Below are 16963 nucleotides of genomic sequence, written 5' to 3' on the forward strand. Positions count from 1 at the left end.
TGCCACACGAAAACGCCCGCGACCGAGGAGGTCGCGGGCGTCGTCTTATCGGAGTCGTCGTATCCGGGTCGTCGTTCGGAGCCGGCGCTGAAGGCGGGCCTGCCGAGGACGTCGCGACTCAGGCGTTTTCCGGCATCAGGGCGTGATCGCGGACGTACTGATCGAACTCGGTGAAACCGCCGATATGGGTCTGGTCGACGAAGATCTGCGGCACGGTCTCCACCGGCTTGCCGATGGTCTTCTCCATGTCCGCCTTGGTGATGCCTTCGGCATGGATGTCGATATAGCGGAAATCGAAATCGTCACGCGCCTGCTTGAGCTGTTCGGAGAGCTCCTTGGCACGCACGCAGAAGGGGCAGCCGGGACGGCCAAAAATGACGGTCAACATCGAGCGGTCTCCTGTGAAAAAGGGGAAGACGGAATCCAGGGTGTGGATTGGTAGAGTCAGTGGGGACTTATTCTTTCGTATTAAACCCCCGGTCGCCAATAGCGTCGGCCTACTCGATCCATTGTGCGGGACTATAGTCCCGCTCTCAGACCCGTCGGCTCGGTGTCATATCATGCCGACGCGATAGTTTTCCGACGCTACGGCGGGGCGATCGACCCCGGGGAGATGCTGCTCCCCGGGACGTGGCTCAGTGCCGGAGCCGGCCACCCGCGTCGGCGTGGCGCAGCAGCTCGCCCAGATCGCGGTGGATGTCCGGCGCGCTCACCAGCAGGTTTTCGCCATAGAGGTCGGCCGGCAGGTTGTCCGGGCAGGCGTAGAGGTGGCCGGTGCGCGCACCCGCTTCGCGGGCGATCAGCAGCCCGGCGGCGAAATCCCAGGGCGAGACGCTTTCGTAGTAGGCGTCCAGGCGAGCGCAGGCGACATGGCACAGGTCGAGTGCGGCAGAGCCGTTACGGCGAATATCGCGGCAGGCGCCGAGAACATGGCTGAGACGGCGCACCAGCGGCTCGCGCTTGTCGCGGCCGTAAGGGAAGCCGGTGGCGACCAGGCTGCGCGCCAGGCTATCGGCCTGGCTGCAGCGGATCGCCTGGTCATTGCACCAGGCGCCCTGGCCACGTACCGCGCTGAAGGTCTCGCCCATGAAGGGGGCGTGGACCACGCCCAGCTCGAGTTCGCCATCCACCGCCCAGGCGATGGAGACCGCCACGTGAACGTGGTCGTAGGCGAAGTTGACCGTGCCGTCGATCGGGTCGACGACCCACAGCGGCCCCTCACGTTCGAGCCGGCTGCGGTCGGGGGAGAGCTCTTCGGTCAGCCGGGCCTCTCCGGAGAAGTTGGCCTCCAGCTCATCGGCGATCAACTGGTCGACGGCGACGTCGACGTCGGTGACCAGTTCGTCGCCGCCCTTGTAGCGGTGGGCGTAGTCCTGGGCGCGGCGGGCTTCTTTGATGCGCTCGCCGGCCTGATGGGCAATGCGAATCATCTGTTCCAGACGCTGGGCGTGATCCAAGTGAAACTCCTGCGGGGTCGAAAGCGAATGAAGGCGGAGAGCCGAGCGGCGCTCAGTGGCGCACCGGACGTTTCTGCAGCTTGCGCTGCAGGGTGCGCCGGTGCATGCCCAGCGCACGCGCGGTGGCCGAGATATTGCCGTCGTGCTCCTGGAGCACCTTCTGAATGTGCTCCCAGGTCACGCGGTTGACCGAGGGCGGGTTGTCGGCGATCTCGACGTCGACGTCGCCACTGTCGCGCTCCAGGGCGTGCAGGATCTCGTCGGCGTCGGCCGGCTTGCACAGATAGTTGACCGCGCCGAGTTTGATCGCCTCGACCGCGGTGGCGATGCTCGAGTAGCCGGTGAGCACGATCACCCGGCACTCGGGGGCCACCGCCAGCAGCTCCGGCAACAGCTTGAGCCCGGAGTCCGACTCCAGCTTGAGATCCAGGGTGGCCAGATCCGGCGGCGCCAGACGCGCGGCCTCGAGCGCCTCGGCCTGAGTATGGGCGACGCTCACCTCATAGCCGCGCCGGCGCATGGCGCGCTCCATCACGAAGCAGAACTGATCATCGTCGTCGACGATCAGCAGACGTTCCTGATCACTCATGGCTATCCGTCCTCGATCCTTTTCTTGCTAGTTGATGCATGGAGCGACGGCATGGCCGTCGGGGCAGGCGGCTGGCGCTCAGGGTAGCTCGCCGGCGGTGACCCGCGGCAGTTTGACCTCGGTCAGGGTGCCGCCCTCCTCGTGATTGTAGAGACTCACGCCGCCGCCGAAGCGGTTGATGGTGGCGTGGCTCAGAAACAGGCCGATGCCCATGCCCTTGCTCTTGGTCGAGACGAAGGTGTCGCCGAGCTGGTCGGCGATCGACATCGGCACACCGGGGCCGTGGTCGCGGATATCGATGATCAGCTCCTCGACGTTCCAGTCGAGGCTGGTCACCACCGCTTCCGGGCTGGCATCGGCGGCGTTGTTGAGCAGATTGATCAGCGCCTGCTCCAAGGTGGTGTCGACCGCGATCCACGGCTGACCGCGGCGGCCGACGATCTCCAGTTGATGGTTCACATCCGGGCGCAGCACCAGCCAGCGCTGGATCAGCGACTCCATCCACGGAATGGCGCGCAGTGTCTCCGGCTTTTCCAGACGGCGGCGGTCGGCATTGGCGACCAGGGTTTGCAGGCGCTGCTTGCAGGTGTCGACCTGGCGGCGCAGCAGCTCGATGTCTTCGAGCAGCTGCGGCTGGTCGGCGGCGTCGTGGCGCATTTCGTTGAGCAGTACCGCCATGGTCGATAGCGGCGTGCCCAGCTCGTGTGCGGTGCCGGCGGCCTGGGTCGCCACGGCGAGAATCTGCTCGTTGCGCAGCGCCGCCTCGCGGGTCCGCGAGAGGGTCAGGTCACGCCGGCGCAGGGCGTGGGCCATCTTGAAGATGAAGAAGCTGAGCAGGCCGCCGGAGAGGATGAAGTTGAGCCACATGCCCACGGTGTGCAGCTGGATGCCCGAGACCAGCTCGGCGCTGGCGAGCTGCGGGACCGGCTCGTAGAACAGCATCATGAAGGTGTAGCTGGCGGTGGCGGCGAAGGCGATGATCCAGGCGTAGGACCAGGGCAGGGTGGAAGCGGCGATCGCCAGCGGTACCAGCAGATAGGTGATGAAAGGGTTGGTCGAGCCGCCGGTGTAGTAGAACAACAGGCTCAGGCCGGCGATATCCAGCAGCCAGTGCAGCAGATACTCGGTGTCGGTCACCGCCAGCGGGCGCCCCAGACGCCACCAGGTGGCTACGTTGCACAGCCCCATGGCGACGATCACGCTGATGATCGGCAACACATGCAGCTGGAACTTGAGCACTTCGATGCCGAAGATGATCGCCGCCAGGAAGCCGGTCCAGGTGATGCCGCGCACGATCGTCAGGCGCACCAGATTGCGATTCGGGGTCGAAAGGGGTAGCGCCTGCAACATGATCTCTCCGCAATCGCGATCGGCGATGTCGCCGCGCCGGTGGTCGAATACCCGCCTATGGTAACGCAGCCAGCGAGCTGGCGTGAGCGCGCAGCACCAGTGTCGGCAGGCCGCGTCGGGTTCGCTGTCCCTCAGCCGCTACAACTCGCCGCCGCCAGCGCGTACAATCGCGCCCATTCTGAACCTCTCGATACCCTTTCTACACTCTCGCACGCGCGGCCCACCGGCCGACGTGCCCTGTTTCGGTCAGCGAACTCTTCATGTCAGACATTCAGATAGCCCAGGAAGCGGCACTGCGGCGCACCTTCGCCATCATCAGCCACCCCGATGCGGGCAAGACCACCATCACCGAGAAGATGCTGCTGTTCGGCAACGCGATCCAGCTGGCGGGCTCGGTCAAGAGCAAGCGCGCCGAGCGCCACGCCACTTCCGACTGGATGAAGATGGAGCAGGAGCGCGGCATCTCGGTGACCACCTCGGTGATGCAGTTTCCCTATAACGGGCGGGTGGTCAATCTGCTCGATACCCCGGGACACGAGGACTTCTCTGAGGACACCTACCGCACGCTGACCGCGGTGGATTCGGCGCTGATGGTGATCGACGGCGCCAAGGGCGTCGAGGACCGTACGATCAAGCTGATGGAGGTGTGCCGCCTGCGCACCACGCCGATCCTGACCTTCGTCAACAAGATGGACCGCGAGACTCGCGATCCGGTCGAGGTGATGGACGAGGTCGAGACGGTGCTCAATATCCAGTGTGCACCGATGACCTGGCCGATCGGCATGGGCCGGGCGTTCAAGGGCGTCTATCACCTCTATGACGACGTCGTGCACCTCTACACCCAGGGCCAGGGCAACCGGATTCCCGAGGACAAGCGCATCGAAGGCCTCGACAGCGAAGAGGTGGATCGGGTGCTGGGTGCGAGCGTGGCCGAGGAGCTGCGCATGGAGGTGGAACTGGTGCGCGGCGCGTCGCACGAATTCGATCTCGAGGCCTACCGCCGCGGCGAACTGACGCCGGTCTACTTCGGGACCGCCATGGGCAACTTCGGGGTGCGCGAGATGCTCAACGGCTTCGTCGAGTTCGCCCCGGCGCCCCAGCCGCGGGAGACCGACGCCCGTGAAGTGGTCTCCGACGATGGCCGCTTCTCCGGCTTCGTGTTCAAGATCCAGGCCAACATGGACCCCAAGCACCGCGACCGGGTCGCCTTCCTGCGCATCTGCTCGGGCAAGTACGAGCGCAACATGAAGATGCGCCACGTACGCATCGGCAAGGACGTCAAGATCGCCGACGCCCTGACCTTCATGGCTTCCGATCGGGCCCATGTCGAGGAGGCCTGGCCGGGCGATATCATCGGCCTGCACAACCACGGCACGATCCAGATCGGCGATACCTTCACCGCCGGTGAGGACATGCGCTTTCTCGGTATCCCGCACTTCGCCCCGGAGCTGTTCCGCCGCGTGCGGCTGCGGGACCCGCTCAAGATGAAGGCGCTGCAGAAGGGGCTGCAACAGCTCTCCGAGGAGGGCGCGACCCAGGTCTTTTTGCCGCTGGACAACAACGACCTGATCGTTGGCGCGGTGGGGACACTGCAGTTCGACGTGGTCGCCCACCGGCTCAAGGAGGAGTACAAGGTCGACTGCCTCTATGAGCCGGTCAATGTCCATACCGCGCGCTGGATCTACTGTGACGATGCCCGCAAACTCGACGAGTTCAAGCGCAAGGCGAGCCTCAACCTGGCCTACGATGGCGGAAACTATCTCACCTATCTGGCGCCGACCCGGGTCAATCTACAAATGACTCAGGAGCGCTGGCCGGATATCACCTTCCGCGCCACGCGTGAGCACTGATAGCGCGAGCACCGATGGCTCGAAAAGCGACAGCGCGAGCCGCTGGCAGGCCAGGCGTGGCCAGCGCTGAGCCATCAGCGACGCCGCTCGCTTGTCGCCCGTCGGCGCCTGGGCCATGCTGTCGGCGTGGGACACGCAACAAGGGAAGGGCGCGCTCGGCCGGCGGGTGCGCCTCGTAGCGCGTAATCGACTCAGTCAAAGGGAACGTCGATGGCTTCCAAGTTTCTCAAGGAGTTCCGCGAATTCGCGGTCAAGGGCAATGTCGTCGACATGGCCGTGGGTATCATCATCGGTGGTGCCTTCACGCTGATCGTGCAGAGCCTGGTCAAGAACGTCATGAACCCGCTGCTGGGGTTGCTGATCGGCGGCGTGGATTTCTCCAACTTCTTCGTCGTGCTCAAGGAGGGCGCCACGCCCGGGCCCTATCTGTCGCTGGCGGCGGCGCAGCAGGCAGGCGCGGTGACCCTGGACTACGGGCTGTTCCTCAACGCCGTGATCAGCTTCGTCATCGTCGCCTTTGCGGTCTTTCTGCTGGTGCGCACCATCAACCGGCTCAAGCGCGAGGAGGCGGTGGCCCCCAAGGCGCCCACCGACAAGGCCTGCCCTTACTGCTTCATGACCATCCCGATCAAGGCGACTCGCTGCGGCCACTGCACCGCTGACCTGCCCAGCGAGGAGCGCACCACGTCCTGACGATGCTGTTCGACGCCCACTGTCATCTCGATTTCGCCGCTTTCGACGCCGACCGCGGGGCTGTTTTCGCAAGAGCCCACGCGGCCGGCGTCAGGCGTTTCATGGTGCCGGGCACGACGCGCGCACGTTGGCCGGCGGTCAGCGCACTGGCGGCCCGTGACGATGTGAGCGTGGGGCTGGGGCTGCACCCCTATTTCATCGATGACCACCGCGACGAGGATCTCGACGCGCTGGAAGAGGCGTTGACGCAGCGAGGCGAGGTGGTTGCCATCGGCGAGTGCGGTATCGATGCCCGCTTCGAAGAGACGCTGCCACGCCAGTGGCAGCTGTTCGAGGCCCAGTTGCAGCTGGCCAAGCAGCACCGGCTACCGCTGGTGATCCATTGCGTGCACGCCAACGACCAGGTGGCCAAGCGGCTGCGGCAGCTGGCGCTGCCCGCGGGGGGGCTGATCCATGCCTTTGCCGGCAGCGCGCAGCAGGCCAGTCGTTTCGTCGATCTCGGCTACCATCTGGGCCTGGGTGGCGCTGCCACCCACGCCCGCGCCCAGCGGCTGCAGCGGGCCATTGCCGCGCTGCCCGACGACGCCTTCGTGCTCGAGACCGACAGCCCCGACATGCCGCCGGCCGGGCGCCACGAGCAGCGCAACGAGCCGGCCAATCTCACCGAAGTGTTGACCCGGGTCGCCGCGCTGCGCCGCCGACCCGAGGCCGAGGTCGCCGCCCAGGCCTATGCCAATACCTGTCGCCTGTTCGCCTGCGCCTAGCCCGCGAGATCATGATCCGCGGCGTTGGCCGCTGTCACGCCTGGGCGGGCTCGCTGGCGGCGGCCAGAGTCTCCGGGTCGAGGCGTTCGAGGGGGTAGGGCAGCGGTGCGCGTGTCAGCTCGCGGCCCTCGACCTGGAGCGGCTCGTCGTCCGCTACCGCAGTGTTGATCACGATCAGCAGCTGGCAGCCGTCGCCGCTGGGGTCGGTCTCCGCCTGGCACACTTCGCCGACACGTTTGTCCTGAGCATCGCGAATCTCGCTGCCGAGCACTGGCGGCGTGTCGCCGGCGAGCCGTGCCACTCCCAGACGGCGCTTCACCTGGCCGCGGAAGTGTGCGCGCGCCACCACCTCCTGCCCGGTATAGCAGCCCTTGCGGAAACTGATGCCACCCAGTGCCTCCCAGTTGATCATCTGCGGCAGATAGCTGTCGCTGTGTGCCTGGGTCAGCCAGGCCAGGCCGGCGGCGATATCGGCGCGCAGCCAGCGGTCGGTACCTTTCAGCGCCACCTCGGCGGTCAGCGCCGCCCATCGTGTCTCGGCCTGATCCGCGGGCAGCGCCACTAGCCAGCGCGGCTGGGGCCCGGGATGGCGCACCACCACGCTGGCGTCGTCATGCGTCATGTGCCAGGCGCTCGAGGGCCAGGTGGCGGCAATCGGCGTGTCGCCGACCACGCCCAGCAGCACGAGATCGTCTCGGGCGGCCAGGCTCATCTTGTAGAACGGCGCGTACTTGTCGAGCTGCTGCTTGAGCGGCGCGACCAGCGAGGCGTGCAGCACCAGCCAGTAGTGCTCGGGTGCCACCTTGAGCAGCTCGGCATTGGCCAGCACCCGCCCCTTGGGGGTGCAGAACACCGTCAGTGGCGCCAGGGTGCCATTGGCATGCTCTACGTTGGCGCTGGTCTGCCCCTGCAGAAAGCGCGCGGCATCGGCGCCACGGCACTCGAGCACCGCCAGATGGGTTAGCGGCACCAGCGCCGGGGCGTCATCCGCTCGATGTGCGTCGTCGGGGAACTGCCAATGCAGCGCGTCGCGTGGCTGGCCGCCCTGGGCTTCGAGATGCGCCGTCCAATCGTGCATCGGGTCACTCCGGTGGTCATGGTGAGTGGGGGTCGCGGATCACGATCACCAGAGGCGATCGGGGCGGGCGCTCATGACGCCCGACAATGGCCCCAACATGGCGGCGATGGTGGCACATTGCAACGCTGGCGAGGCGCTGAAGTGCTATTCTCATCGATGGTTTCGAATTCATTCTGCGGTTAGCGAGTCATCCATGTCCCGAATCAATCTGGCCCTCGAAGGCGTCACCACGCCCGAGGATCTCAATCGTGTCACCACGGCGCTGATGATGGTCGACGGCGTCGAGAGCGTCGATATCGGTCGCGACTGGGCCGAGGTCGAAGGCAGTGCAACTCGCGCTGCGCTGATCAAAGCCGTCAGCGAGCTGAAAAAGGGCTACGTTGCCCGCTAAGACCTCATCAGCGCGATCATCGCGTGCGCCGCCCTTGAAGCGAACGGCTCTGGACCCTACCTAACGATCATGAACAAACCCTTCAAGATTCACTCCAAGTACCGCCCCGCGGGTGACCAGCCGGCCGCCATCGAGGGGCTGGTACGTGGGCTCGGGGCGGGGCTGTCGCACCAGACGCTGCTCGGGGTCACCGGGTCGGGCAAGACCTTCACCGTCGCCAACGTAGTCGAGACACTGCAGCGTCCGACCATCGTGCTGGCGCCCAACAAGACCTTGGCGGCGCAGCTCTACGGTGAGTTCAAGAGCTTCTTCCCCGACAACGCCATCGAGTACTTCGTTTCCTACTATGACTACTACCAGCCGGAAGCCTATGTGCCGTCGTCGGACACCTTCATCGAGAAGGATGCCTCGATCAACGACCATATCGAGCAGATGCGGCTATCGGCGACCAAGGCGCTGCTCGAGCGTCGCGACGCGCTGATCGTGGTCTCGGTGTCGGCGATCTACGGTCTGGGCGATCCCGAGCAGTACATGAAGATGCGGCTGCACTTCAACCGCGGCGAGCAGATCGACCAGCGCCAGTTCCTGCGCCGCCTCGCCGAGCTGCAGTACACGCGTAACGACGCCGACTTTCGCCGGGGTACCTACCGCGTGCGCGGCGATGTCATCGATATCTTCCCGGCGGACGCCGAGGACGAGGGCGTGAGGGTGGAGCTGTTCGACGACGAGATCGACTCGATCCGGCTGTTCGACCCGCTCACCGGCGAGGTGCGAGGTCAGGTGCCGCGCATGACCATCTACCCCAAGACCCACTACGTCACCCCGCGCGACACCATTCTCTCGGCCGTGGATGCGATCAAGCAGGAGCTGGCCGAGCGGCTCGACTATCTGCGTAAGCACGAGCGGCTGGTCGAAGCGCAGCGGCTCGAGCAGCGCACCCTCTACGACATCGAGATGATGCTCGAACTGGGCTACTGCAACGGTATCGAGAACTACTCGCGCTATCTTTCCGGTCGCGAGCCGGGGCAGGCGCCGCCGACCTTCTTCGACTATCTGCCCGACGATGCGCTGCTGTTCATCGACGAATCCCACGTCAGCGTGCCCCAGGTGGGCGGCATGTACAAAGGCGACCGTTCGCGCAAGGAGACCTTGGTGGAGTACGGCTTCCGCCTGCCCTCGGCGCTCGACAACCGTCCGATGCAGTTCGAAGAGTGGGAGAACATCCTGCCGCAGACGGTGTTCGTCTCGGCCACGCCCGGCCCCTACGAGCAGGCCCACGCCGGGCAGGTGGTGGAGCAGGTGGTGCGCCCCACCGGGCTGGTCGACCCGCAGATCGAAGTGCGCCCGGCGTCGACCCAGGTCGACGATCTGCTCTCCGAGATCCGCCTGCGCCTCGAGGTCGATGAGCGGGTGCTGGTGACCACGCTGACCAAGCGCATGGCCGAGGATCTCACCGAGTATCTCGACGAGCACGATGTGCGGGTGCGCTATCTGCACTCGGACATCGATACGGTAGAACGGGTCGAGATCATTCGCGACCTGCGCCTGGGCAAGTTCGACGTGCTGGTGGGGATCAACCTGCTGCGTGAGGGCCTGGATATCCCCGAGGTGTCGCTGGTGGCTATCCTGGATGCCGACAAGGAGGGTTTCCTGCGCGCCGAGCGCTCGCTGATCCAGACCATCGGCCGCGCCGCACGTAACGCCAACGGCAAGGCGATCCTCTATGGTGACCGAGTCACCGACTCGATGCGCCGGGCGATCGACGAGACCGAGCGTCGCCGCGCCAAGCAGATTGCCCACAACGAGGAGCACGGCATCGTTCCGCGTACGGTGACCAAGTCGGTCGCCGATATCATGGAAGGGGCCCAGGCGCCGGGGCGCAAGGGTGGCCGCAAGCGTGCCGAACAGCGCGTCGCCGAAGCGCCTGGCAGCTACACCCGCGACGAGCTGAGTGCGATGAGCGCGCCGCAGCTGACCAAGGAGATCGGCAAGCTCGAGGATCGCATGTTCGAGGCGGCGCAGAACCTGGAGTTCGAGCAGGCCGCCAAGCTGCGCGATCAGTTGCAGACGCTCAAGGCGCGTCTGCTCGAGCTGGGTTGAGAGGCGAGGGTAGTGCATGCCGGAAGGACCCGAGATTCGGCGCGTCGCCGACCGCCTCGGCAAGCTGCTGGTCGACGCGCCGCTGTGCGAGGTGTGGTTCGCTTACGCCGACCTCGCGCAGCAGGCACCAGCGCTTGCCAAAAGCCGCGTGGCGGCGGTGGATAGCTGGGGCAAGGCGCTGCTGATCACCTTCGCCGATGATCAGGTGCTCTATTCTCATAACCAGCTCTATGGCGTGTGGAAGGTGCACCGGCGCGAGCGCGAGCCGGACACGGGGCGTGTGCTGCGGGCGCGATTGGTCACGCCGACCCACGCCGCCAGCCTCTACAGCGCTTCGGACATCTCGCTGTGGACCCGCGATACCCTCGACCAGCAACCGTTCCTGGCGCGCCTGGGGCCGGATCTGCTCACCCATGACGTCAGCCCCGAGCAGATCGTCGAGCGTCTGATGCTGCCAGCGTTTCGCCGCCGCGGGCTGGGCGGACTGCTGCTGGATCAGGGCTTCTACGCCGGTATCGGCAACTATCTGCGCTCAGAAATCCTTTTCTATGCCGGGCTGCCGCCCAAGATCAGCGCCGAGCGACTGTCGCCGCGCAAGCGCCGGCGTCTCGCCGAGGTGATGCTGCGCACCGTCGCCCAGGCGTATCACGAGGCCGGGGTGACCAACCGGCCGACCTGGCGTCGACGTCTGCAGCGCCAGGGGCTCAAGCGGGCGCGCTGGCGGCATGCGGTGTTCAACCGCGCCGGCTTGCCGTGCCACGCCTGTGGCAGCGAGATCGTCAAGCTCATGGTCGCCTCCCGGCGACTCTACCACTGCCCGCACTGCCAGCCCGATTCGCCTGCCGCCTGATCTCCCCCCGGCTTGTCTGACCGAGAAAAGACCTGTGAACATCCAGATTTATACCGTTATCTTGAATCGCCAAAAAACGATCCAACCTGCCGATCGTCATCAATTGCGGTAAGATGCCGGCCACCCGAATACCCGCTACCCACGCCGAACAGTGGGAGCAGTCACCGTGATAGCAGGAGTGCCGTGATGACCGTGATCCGTCAGGAGGATCTCATCCAGAGCGTGGCCGATGCGCTGCAGTACATCTCTTACTACCATCCCAAGGATTTCATCGATGCCATGCACGCGGCCTACCAGCGGGAGGAGAACCCCGCGGCTCGCGATGCCATCGCCCAGATCCTGATCAACTCGCGCATGTGCGCTACCGGCCACCGGCCGATCTGCCAGGACACCGGCATCGTCACCGTTTTCGTCCATGTCGGCATGAACGTGCGCTGGGAGTGCGAGCTGAGCCTGGATGAGATGATCAACGAAGGCGTGCGGCGCGCCTATACGCTGCCGGACAACGTCCTGCGCGCCTCGGTGCTGGCGGACCCGGACGGCAAGCGCAAGAATACCGGTGACAACACGCCGGCGGTGATCCACCACAAGCTGGTGCCGGGCGATCGCGTCGAGGTGCACGTGGCGGCCAAGGGCGGCGGCAGCGAGGCCAAGTCCAAGTTCGCCATGCTCAACCCGTCCGACAGCGTGGTCGACTGGGTACTCGAGCAGCTACCCAAGATGGGTGCCGGCTGGTGCCCGCCGGGCATGCTGGGCATCGGCATCGGTGGCACCGCGGAGAAGGCGATGGCGCTGGCCAAGGAGGCACTGCTCGACCCCATCGACATCCAGGCGCTGCAGGCGCGTGGTGCCAGTAACCGCGCCGAGGAATTGCGTCTGGAGCTGTTCGACAAGGTCAATCAGAGCGGCATCGGCGCTCAAGGGCTGGGCGGTCTGACCACGGTGCTCGACATCAAGGTCAAGGACTATCCGACGCATGCCGCCAACAAGCCGGTGGCGATCATTCCCAACTGTGCCGCCACGCGTCACGTGCATTTCACGCTGGATGGCAGCGGGGCGGCCGCACTGCCGGCACCCAAGCTCGACGACTGGCCCGAGATCACCTGGGAAGTGGGCGAGGGCGTGCGCCGGGTCGATCTGGATACGCTGACCCCGGAGATGGTGCGCGAGTGGCAGCCGGGCGATACCGTGCTGCTCTCGGGCAAGCTGTTGACCGGGCGCGATGCGGCGCACAAGCGCATGATCGACATGCTGGCCAAGGGCGAGTCGCTGCCGGTGGATCTGAAGAACCGCTTCATCTACTACGTCGGCCCGGTCGATCCGGTGGGTGACGAGGTGGTCGGTCCGGCGGGCCCCACCACGGCGACACGCATGGACAAGTTTACCCGCACCCTGCTCGAGCAGACCGGGCTGCTGGGCATGGTCGGCAAGGCCGAGCGTGGCCCGCTGGCGATCGAGGCGATCCGCGACAATCAGGCGGTCTACCTGATGGCCGTCGGCGGTGCCGCCTATCTGGTCGCCCAGGCGATCAAGAAGGCCGAGGTGATCGCGTTCGACGATCTGGGCATGGAAGCGATCTACGAGTTCGAGGTCGAGGACATGCCGGTCACCGTGGCGGTCGATCATCTCGGCACCTCGGTGCATCAGACCGGCCCGGCCAAGTGGAAGGAGATCATTGCCGCGCGGGGCTGAACGAACGCGAGGCAGAGCGGGCGGGCGCCGCGATGGCGCTTGTCCCGATGACGAGAGGGCCCTGGGGCTCTCTCGTTTTTTTTGGGTATGATGGCCGGATCGATCAATTCGACAGGAGTCGGTGCATGGCGCAGGGCAGCGTGGAGTCTCGGCAATGACATGGATCATCGGCACGCTGCTGTTTCTGTGCCACGTGGTGGGCACCATCTCCGCTGTCTTCGCGCTGATGTCCAGCCGTACCTCCCAGGGTGCGGTGGCCTGGATCATCACGCTGGTGCTGTTTCCCTACTTCAGTGTCCCGATCTTCTGGATCTTCGGCCGGCCGCGCTTCTACGGCTATGTGTCGGCACGCGGCGAGCGCGATACCGTGCTGCGCCAGGTACTCAAGCGCTACCGCCCGCACATGGATGATTACGTTTCGCGCCCGGAGGCGGTGAGCGGGCGCATCCGCGCGGTGGAGCAGCTGGCGATGATGCCGATGACCCGCGGCAATCGGGTCGAGCTGCTGATCGACGGCGAGCGCACCTTCGACAGTCTTTTCGCCGGCATCGACCAGGCCGAAGAGTACATTCTGGTGCAATTCTTCATCGTCCGCGCCGATGAGATCGGTCTTGCCTTCAAGCGCAAGCTGATCCATCAGGCCGAGCACGGGCTCAACGTCTATTTCCTGTACGACGAGATCGGCAGCCGCGGCCTGCCCGGTGGCTATCTGCGTGACCTGGAGGAGGCCGGGGTGCGGGTCTCGGCGTTCAACTCTTCGAGGGGCTGGCGCCACCGCTTCCAGGTCAATTTCCGCAATCATCGCAAGATCGTGGTGGTCGACGGTCGCTCTGGCTGGACCGGCGGGCTCAATGTCGCCGACGAGTACCTGGGCCGGGTCGAGCGCTACGGTGCCTGGCGCGATACCCATCTCAAGCTGGAAGGGCCGAGCGTGCTGGCGCTGCAGGAGGCGTTCTGGGAGGACTGGTACTGGGCCACCGGCGATATTCTCGCCCTCGGCTGGCGTATCCATCATGTCGCGGAGGCGGCCCAGCACGTGGCGATCGTGCCCTCCGGACCCGCCGACGGTCGCGAGACCGCGAGCCTGCTGGTCCAGCACGCCATTCACGGCGCCCGCCACCGGCTGTGGGTCACCAGCCCCTATTTCGTACCCGATCACGGGGTTCAGGACGCGCTGATCCTGGCCGCGCTGCGTGGTGTCGACGTGCGCGTACTGATCCCCGAGCGGCCGGATCATCTGCTGGTGTTCCTGTCGGCGTTCGCCTTCCTGCCCGAAATGATCCGTAACGGCGTCAAGATCTACCGCTATCAGCCGGGTTTTCTGCATCAGAAGACGCTGCTGGTCGATGATCACACTGCCATGGTCGGTACCGTGAACCTGGACAATCGCTCGTTCCGGCTCAACTTCGAGGTGACCGCCTACGTGCCCGACAAGACCTTCGCCGCCGAAGTGACAACTATGCTGGAGCAGGATTTCGCGCATAGCCGCGAGGTGACCGAGCGCGAGCTGGCAGCGCGGCCGCTGTGGCGCAAGGTGGTGTCGCGGGCGACCTACCTGCTGTCGCCGGTCCAGTGAAGGCCTTACCGACTCTGATACCCAAGCGCAGCTGCGTCGGCCGGGACCGGCGCGTGAAACCCATCGTCAAGGAGTCCCCTTGAACCTAGAGACCAAATGGCTGGAAGATTTCGTGGCGCTCGCCAATACGCGCAGCTTCTCCGCCTCGGCACGCCAGCGCCACGTGACCCAGCCCGCCTTCAGCCGCCGTATCCGCTCGCTGGAGCAGGCCGTCGGTGCGACTCTGGTCGACCGCTCGACCACGCCGGTCAGCCTGACCCCGGAAGGGCAGCTGTTTCTGGTGACGGCGCGCAACATGGTCGAGCAGCTCAACGACAGCCTGGCCCACCTGCGCGGCCTGGCGATGGACAACGAGGCGCTCGACATCGTTGCCGCCCACTCCCTGGCGCTGGCCTTCTACCCGCAGTGGATCTCGCGACTGCAGAAGGGCGTGGGTGAGCTGCCCACACGGCTGGTGGCGATGAACGTGGGGGATGCCATTCATGTGCTGCGCGAGGGCAACTGCGATCTGATGCTGGCCTATCACGACCCCTACGCCACCATGCAGTTGGATGCCGAGATCTTCCCCTCGTTCTCGATCGGGCAGGTCAAGATGCTTCCGGTGAGCGTGCCCAAGGCCAATGGCGAGGCCAAGTTCTCGTTCGACGGCGAGGGCTCGATCCCGTTTCTGGCCTATACCCAGGGCGCCTTCCTCGGCCGCAGCGTGCGCATGCTGCTGAAGAACGAACCCGCCCGCATGCGCCTCAAGACGGTCTACGAGACCGCGATGGCGGAGGGGCTGAAGGGCATGGCGCTGCAGGGGGTGGGGCTGGCCTGGATTCCTGATTTCTGCATTCGCGAGGAGCTGGCCAACGGCAAGCTGGTGCGCGCCGCGGGTGAGAGCTGGGACATTCCGCTGGAGATCCGCCTCTACCGCTGCTCGCTGGTGCACAAGCCCGGCGTCGAGAAGCTGTGGAAGCGCATGATGAAGCTGCCGAGTGACTTCCTGCGCGCCTGATCCCGGGCGGGAGGCACGCTCGGGGCGCCTTGGGCTGCTAGACTGGCCAGACGAGCGTCGCGCGCTGTGTACAACGCCTGCGCCAGCATGGGCTGGACAGAGTGGCGGGATGGCGCCGCGGGGCCCATGACGACGAGACGGGAAAGGATGCCGTGACGATGGTGAAGAGCGTCAAGTACTGGTTCAACGTGATTCGCGATTCGATCAAGCTGTGGCTCGATCGTAACGCCTTCAGCTACGCCGGGTCGCTGGCGTTCTACACCCTGTTCTCGCTGGCGCCGACGGTGATCATCGCGGTCACCGTGGTGGGGCTGTGGCTGGGCGAGGACGCTGCCCGCGGCGAGATCGTCGCCCGCCTGCAGGATACCCTCGGCCCCGCCGCGGCCAAGGCGATCGAGGATGCCGTCGCACAGTCGAGCATCCAGGCGTCGGGCATTCTGCCCACCGTGGCCGGCTTCGTCACGCTGCTGATCGGGGCGACCACCGTCTTTGGCCAGATGCAGTTCTCGCTCAACACCATCTGGGGCGTGGCCCCCAATCCCGATCGCAACAGCCTGTGGCTGTTCGCCAAGAAGCGCCTGCTGTCGTTGGCGGTGGTGCTGGCGATCGGTTTCGTGCTGCTGGTGTCGCTGGTGCTCGGGGTCATCGTCCAGGCCACCTTCAGCTACGCCGGTGGCTGGGTGCCGGGTAGCGTGATGCTGCTCGAACTGGCGCAGTTCGCGCTCTCGCTGGCTGTGGTGACGCTGTTCTTCGCCGCCATCTTCAAGGTGCTGCCGGACGTGGTGCTCTCCTATCGTGACGTCTTCCTGGGCGCCCTGGTGACTGCGGTGCTGTTCATGCTGGGGCGCAATGCGATCGCCGCCTATCTCGCCCACACTGCCACGGCATCCACCTATGGGGCCGCTGGGTCGGTGGTCCTGGTGCTGCTGTGGGTCTACTACTCGTCGCTGATCCTGCTCTACGGTGCGGCCTTCACGCGAACCCACGTGGTGTCGAAGGGCCGCCGGGTGATTCCACGCAATACCGCGGTACTGGTACGCCACGAGGTGCTGCGCAAGGAGACCGTGGAGCAGGAGGCGCCACCAACACCAATGTCAATGCGCAAGCAGCAGGAGGAGGCCTCACATGACCAAGCGCACGATTCGAGCCCGGGTGAGCGGTCACGTGCAGGGCGTGGGCTATCGTGAGTTCGTGCGCCGCCACGCCGAGCGCTGGGGGCTCACGGGGCATGCCATCAATCAGGAAGACGGTGCGGTCGAGGTGATCGCGTGCGGCGAAGCGACCGCCATTGCCGAGCTGATCGATCTGCTGTGGGAAGGGCCGCCGGCAGCGGACGTGATCGAGGTGAGCGTGGAGGAGGCCACGCTGATCGCCCCGGCGAGTTTCACCACTAGTTGAGGGAGGCGGCCGCCAGCGACGTACTCTATAAGGCGCTTAGAACGCCTTTTACAACCGCTAGACGACATGGGCTTATCCGGCGGCAGGGCGTCGCGAGGGCGCTGTGAACCCCTCCCTGGGCGCTACCTTTGCCATCCCTGGCAAAGGCCCCTCGCTTTGCCCTGCCCCCGGCGCCCAT

At 65.6% G+C, this 16963-nt stretch carries 16 protein-coding genes; 11 read left to right on the top strand and 5 right to left on the bottom strand.

Going from position 1 to position 16963, the window contains the following annotated elements:
- Positions 1-118 precede the first annotated feature (118 nt).
- The 4 genes from J0A90_RS01110 to J0A90_RS01125 form a co-directional block, all read right to left on the bottom strand.
- Positions 119-388 (bottom strand): GrxA family glutaredoxin, encoded by a 270-nt coding sequence (locus J0A90_RS01110; protein ID WP_106420240.1) that lies wholly within the window; start codon positions 386-388, stop codon positions 119-121.
- A 247-nt stretch (positions 389-635) separates the two neighbouring features.
- Positions 636-1457: an inositol monophosphatase family protein gene (locus J0A90_RS01115; RefSeq protein ID WP_233076400.1), complete on the bottom strand. Its 822-nt coding sequence runs from the start codon at positions 1455-1457 to the stop codon at positions 636-638.
- A gap of 52 nt (positions 1458-1509) precedes the next feature.
- Complete coding sequence (locus tag J0A90_RS01120) at positions 1510-2046, bottom strand: response regulator transcription factor (protein ID WP_207035458.1); 537 nt, start codon at positions 2044-2046, stop codon at positions 1510-1512.
- 78 nt (positions 2047-2124) lie between these two features.
- Positions 2125-3396 carry an ATP-binding protein gene (locus J0A90_RS01125; RefSeq protein ID WP_207035460.1) on the bottom strand — a complete coding sequence of 424 codons (1272 nt, stop codon included), beginning with the start codon at positions 3394-3396 and terminating at the stop codon, positions 2125-2127.
- Between the two features lie 260 nt (positions 3397-3656).
- Here J0A90_RS01125 and J0A90_RS01130 point away from each other — a divergent pair, with 260 nt between their 5' ends.
- From J0A90_RS01130 to J0A90_RS01140, 3 genes are all read left to right on the top strand, one after another.
- Positions 3657-5246, top strand: a complete 1590-nt coding sequence (locus J0A90_RS01130; protein ID WP_207035462.1) for a peptide chain release factor 3 — start codon at positions 3657-3659, stop codon at positions 5244-5246.
- 210 nt (positions 5247-5456) lie between these two features.
- Positions 5457-5939 carry a large-conductance mechanosensitive channel protein MscL gene (gene mscL / locus J0A90_RS01135; protein WP_207035464.1) on the top strand — a complete coding sequence of 161 codons (483 nt, stop codon included), beginning with the start codon at positions 5457-5459 and terminating at the stop codon, positions 5937-5939.
- A 2-nt stretch (positions 5940-5941) separates the two neighbouring features.
- A complete protein-coding gene (locus J0A90_RS01140) occupies positions 5942-6703 on the top strand; it encodes a TatD family hydrolase (protein ID WP_207035466.1) in 762 nt (253 codons plus the stop codon).
- Between the two features lie 34 nt (positions 6704-6737).
- Here the strand turns inward: J0A90_RS01140 and J0A90_RS01145 are convergent, their stop codons facing one another.
- Positions 6738-7781, bottom strand: coding sequence for a folate-binding protein YgfZ (locus tag J0A90_RS01145; RefSeq protein WP_207035468.1), 1044 nt, complete (start codon positions 7779-7781; stop codon positions 6738-6740).
- A 193-nt stretch (positions 7782-7974) separates the two neighbouring features.
- Here J0A90_RS01145 and J0A90_RS01150 point away from each other — a divergent pair, with 193 nt between their 5' ends.
- The 8 genes from J0A90_RS01150 to J0A90_RS01185 all read left to right on the top strand — a co-directional run bounded on the left by J0A90_RS01150 (position 7975) and on the right by J0A90_RS01185 (position 16785).
- On the top strand, positions 7975-8172 hold the full coding sequence (locus J0A90_RS01150; protein WP_207035470.1) for a hypothetical protein: 198 nt from the start codon (positions 7975-7977) through the stop codon (positions 8170-8172).
- 69 nt (positions 8173-8241) lie between these two features.
- On the top strand, positions 8242-10272 hold the full coding sequence (gene uvrB, locus J0A90_RS01155; protein WP_207035472.1) for an excinuclease ABC subunit UvrB: 2031 nt from the start codon (positions 8242-8244) through the stop codon (positions 10270-10272).
- A gap of 16 nt (positions 10273-10288) precedes the next feature.
- A complete protein-coding gene (gene nei / locus J0A90_RS01160; RefSeq protein ID WP_207035474.1) occupies positions 10289-11122 on the top strand; it encodes an endonuclease VIII in 834 nt (277 codons plus the stop codon).
- Positions 11123-11308: 186 nt separating this feature from the next.
- Complete coding sequence (locus tag J0A90_RS01165) at positions 11309-12814, top strand: fumarate hydratase (RefSeq protein ID WP_207035476.1); 1506 nt, start codon at positions 11309-11311, stop codon at positions 12812-12814.
- 154 nt (positions 12815-12968) lie between these two features.
- The gene (gene cls / locus J0A90_RS01170) at positions 12969-14390 is read left to right on the top strand and encodes a cardiolipin synthase (protein WP_207035478.1); all 1422 of its coding nucleotides are present in this window, start codon (positions 12969-12971) and stop codon (positions 14388-14390) included.
- A gap of 79 nt (positions 14391-14469) precedes the next feature.
- Positions 14470-15387 carry a LysR family transcriptional regulator gene (locus J0A90_RS01175; protein ID WP_035470884.1) on the top strand — a complete coding sequence of 306 codons (918 nt, stop codon included), beginning with the start codon at positions 14470-14472 and terminating at the stop codon, positions 15385-15387.
- 158 nt (positions 15388-15545) lie between these two features.
- Positions 15546-16574, top strand: coding sequence for a YihY/virulence factor BrkB family protein (locus J0A90_RS01180; protein ID WP_035470882.1), 1029 nt, complete (start codon positions 15546-15548; stop codon positions 16572-16574).
- On the top strand, positions 16513-16785 hold the full coding sequence (locus J0A90_RS01185) for an acylphosphatase (protein ID WP_207035480.1): 273 nt from the start codon (positions 16513-16515) through the stop codon (positions 16783-16785). The genes J0A90_RS01180 and J0A90_RS01185 overlap by 62 nt, the downstream gene beginning before the upstream one ends.
- Positions 16786-16963 lie beyond the last annotated feature (178 nt).

The organism is Salinicola sp. DM10 (genome assembly GCF_017306975.2).
GTDB lineage: Bacteria > Pseudomonadota > Gammaproteobacteria > Pseudomonadales > Halomonadaceae > Salinicola.